General features: G+C 64.5%; 2 protein-coding genes. One reads left to right on the top strand and one right to left on the bottom strand.

Annotated features, from left to right (window positions below; all coding sequences use genetic code 11):
• The first annotated feature begins 205 nt into the window (after nt 1-205).
• The gene (locus ACYVDE_RS16595) at nt 206-3,598 is read left to right on the top strand and encodes a T9SS type A sorting domain-containing protein (protein ID WP_460502667.1); all 3,393 of its coding nucleotides are present in this window, start codon (nt 206-208) and stop codon (nt 3,596-3,598) included.
• 82 nt (nt 3,599-3,680) lie between these two features.
• On the opposite strand, the gene ACYVDE_RS16590 is transcribed toward ACYVDE_RS16595, so the two are convergent.
• Nucleotides 3,681-3,975, bottom strand: a 295-nt coding sequence (locus ACYVDE_RS16590; RefSeq protein ID WP_460502666.1) for a hypothetical protein, incomplete at its 5' end; no start/stop codon positions are given.

Here is a 3,975-nt window from a genome sequence, read left to right as displayed (position 1 = left end):
CCATGATGCGCCAGACGCTGGAGGCGCTGGTGGCCCGCTGGCAGCAACACCCCAACCTGGACCTGCCGGCGCTTGGCAACGCCCGCTACTCGCGCCGCGGGCTGACGGGGGCGCTGGCGGGACTGGTAGCGAAGGATGCGTAGTAAACAGGCGGTCAACTGCTTAATTTAGTCCAGGCTTTCCTCTTATTCACATTTCATTTTTTATGATAAAACGTTTCTACCACTTCAAAGCTGCCGGAATGAGCCTGTTGCCAGGTTTGCTGACGCTTTCAGCAATGGCGCAGCCCACTGTCGTAGGGGTTTCGCCCACGGCCAACCAGAAGGCCGCCGTTCGCACTACGCCCGTGACGGTTCGTTTCAGCCAGAACCTGACGGCCGGCTCGGAGAGCGCGCTGCGGGTATTTAGCAGCCAGCGCGGCGGCTTGCGCACTACTTCCAGCGGCATTACCACGCTTAATAACGACCAGCTGACGTTTGCGCCCAGTTACAATTTCCGTCCGGGCGAAACGGTGCGCGTGGACGTGACCACAGCCGCCCGCAGCAGCGCCGGGGCACTGGCGAAGCCGCTGCTTTTTCAGTTTACGGCGGCGGCCACCGGCGGCTATGGCACCTTCAGCGGCGGCTCGGACCCGGTTGTGGGCAGCAACCCTTACAATGTGACGGTGGCCGACGTGGACAACGACGGCGACCTTGACCTGCTGTCGCCCACGTTTGGCGGCGCTTCGGTCAGTGTGCGGCTGAATAATGGCAACGGCACTTTCAGCGGCGGCTCCGACCCCGGCGTGGGCAGCCAGCCTCGTAGCGTGACCACCGCCGATATTGATGGGGATGGTGACCTCGACCTGCTCACGGCTAACTACAACGCCAACTCGGTGAGCGTGCGCTTCAACAACGGCAGCGGCACCTTTACCGGGAGCACCGACTACACTGTAGGCAGCCAGCCCCAGAGCATTGCCACCGCTGACCTCGATGGCGATGGCGACCTGGATTTTCTGGTAGCCAACGGTGCCAGCGACAACGTGATGGTGCGGATGAACGACGGCGCCGGAAACTTCAGCGGCGGCTCGACCATTAGCGTGGGCTCACTGCCGTTCAACGTTCAAACCGGCGACGTAGACGGCGATGGCGACTTCGACCTGCTCACGGCCAACTGGGGCGCAGCCAGCTCGACGGTCAGCATCCGGCTCAACAACGGTAACGGCACGTTCAGCGGCGGTTCGGACCCCGTGCTGGCCAGCCGGCCCCGCTGGGTTTCACTCGGCGATTTGGACGGCGACAACGACCTGGACCTAATGGCGGCTAACTACGGCAGCAACAGCGCCAGTGTGCGCTTCAACAACGGCAGCGGCACGTTCAGCGGCGGCACCGAATACACAACCGGCACCGGCCCCACTAGCATTTCGGCCGCCGACCTCGACGGCGACAACGACCTGGATATGGTGGTGGTGAATTTTAATTCGAGCGACGTGACGGTGCGGCTGAACGACGGCACCGGCGCTTTCGGTGCCCGCAGCACCGTGCTGGTGGGCACCAACCCCAACGGCGTAGCCACGGCCGACGTGGACAACGACGGCGACCTGGATTTCCTGGCCGCCAACTTTGCCAGCGCCACCATCAGCGTGCGCCTCAATCAGCTCTCAGCGCTGCCCGACCTTGTGGTGAGTACCCCGCAGAACGTGAACGGCACCTACGGCAACGTCACCATTACCGGGCCGGCTACGGGCGGCGCGGGCACTGCCACGCTCACGGGCGGCCTCACGGTGGTGGGTACCCTCACGGTGCAGGATGGCGGTACGCTGCTGACTAACTGCCAGCCCCTCACGGGCTCGGGCAACTTCGTGCTGGCGGCGGGCGGCACACTGGGCATCTGCGATGCGGCCGGCATTGAGGCCACGGGCAACGTGGGCTCGGTGCAGCTGACGGGCACGCGTAGCTTCAGCAGCGACGCCAGCTACATCTACAACGGGACGGTGGCGCAGGTAACGGGTGGCGCGCTGCCCGGCCAGGTGCGCAACCTGAGCACGACCAACGCCAATAACGTAACGCTGAACGGCCCGGAAACCGTGATGCAGGCCCTGACCGTGGCTGGCGCGGGCAACCTCGTGCTGAACGGCAAGCAACTCACGCTGCCCTCCGACGCCAACGGCACCGCGCTGGTGGTGAACAGCGGCACCGGCGTGGTGCAGGGCAATACCGTGCTGGTGCAGCGCTACATTGACCCCAGCCTGAACAACGGCTTGGGTTACCGCCATTACTCGGCCCCGGTGAGCAACACCACCGTGGCTGACCTGGCCACCGCAGGCTTCGCGCCGGTGCTGAATACCGCCTACAATACCTCCGCTACCCCGGGCCAGGTAACCGCCTTCCCCACGGTATTTGGCTACGACCAGAGCCGCGTGGCTACTGCCACCAACAATCTGAGCGCCTTCGATAAAGGCTGGTATTCCCCGACCTCTTCGGCTGATGCCATGAACGTGGGCCAGGGCTACACGGTGAATATTGACGCGGCGCAGAAAGTAGATTTCGCCGGCGCCCTCAACAGCGGTACCTACGCCCTGCCGCTGGCTCGCACCAGCGGCGCCTCGGCCGCCGACGGTGGCTGGGCGCTGATTGGCAACCCCTACCCCGCCCCGCTGGACTGGCGCCAGGTAACGGCCGCCGACCTGAGCAACCTCAACGGCGCCATGTACGTGTTCGAGAGCACCAGCCAGTACAACGGCAACTACCGCGCTTACACCAACGGTGTGGGTGGTGCCAGCCCCTACATCGGCTCCAGCCAAGGCTTTTTTGTGCGGGTGAGCGCGGGCCAGACGGCCGGTACCCTCACCTTCCGCAACGCCCAGCGCGTGACTTCTTACGCCACGCAGGCACCTTTCCGCCGCGGCGCAGCCGATAGCCGCCCGCTGGTGCAGCTGAACCTGCAAGGCAGCAGCGGCCCGGCCGATGCGCTGTTTGTGTACGCCGAGGCCGGGGCCACCGCCGGCCTGGATGCCCGATTCGATGCCGTGAAAATGGCGAACTCAACCGGGTTGAACCTGGCTTCGGCTCCGGCTGCCATGCCTTTGCTGGCCATCGATGGCCGCCCGCAGTTCGCGGCCGCTACGGTGATTCCGCTGAGCGTGGGCGTGCCCGCTGCCGGGACCTACACCCTGCGCGCTGCGCAGCTGCTGAACCTGCCCGCCACGCTCGAAGCTTACCTCTACGACACCCGCAACGGCCAGCAAATCAACCTGCACCAGCAGGCCAGCTACTCTTTCAACGTGAGCGCAACGGAAGTCCGACAGGCTCAAACCGGCCGCTTCGAGTTGCGCTTTGCCCCGGCTGCCAGCCCGCTGGCCACCGCCACTGCCAATGGCGCTGCCGACTTGCTGCTCTATCCCAACCCGGCCCGTGGCCAGTTCTCGGTGGCGCTGGCCGAGCTCACCGGCGCGGCCGTGGTGTCGACGTTGTTCAACAGCCTCGGCCAGCCGGTGCGCACGCTGTCGCTGTCGGCAACCGGCGCTACCGTTGATGTCAGCAATCTGGCAAAAGGTGTTTACACGCTGCAGACCACGGTAGGCTCTACGCCGCTGGTCAAGCGCGTGGTGGTTGAATAAATCAGCTTTGCGCAAGCAACTATAAAAATGGCTTCCTGCGAGAGCAGGAAGCCATTTTTATGTTATCAGCAACCTACAAAGCTCACTTTACCAAATAACTCGCCAGCTGCTGGCTGAACTGCTCGCTGGCGGCTTTTTGCAGGTGGTTACCATCGGTGGTGGCATAGGGCGCGGCGCTGTAATCGAGATATTGCACCGCGAAATCGGCCGCCAGCTGCTGCATCTGCGACCCGAACCCCGGCTGATACTGCTGCTCCAGCGCCCGCAGGCCCGGGCCCACGGGCAGGCGCACCAGCACCACGCGGCCGTGCGATTTCAGAAACTCAATGGTGTGGCGCAGGGCGGCGAGGCGGCCGGCCGAGTGGTGCTGGGTAGCG

This window comes from Hymenobacter agri (assembly GCF_054778495.1).
Note: the sequence above shows the minus strand (reverse complement) of the source record. Positions and strands in the feature narration are given on the sequence as shown.

Bases quoted from the DNA above. Each gene is read 5' to 3' on its own strand.
- ACYVDE_RS16595 (WP_460502667.1), top strand. From the start codon at position 206: ATGATAAAACGTTTCTACCACTTCAAAGCTGCCGGAATGAGCCTGTTG.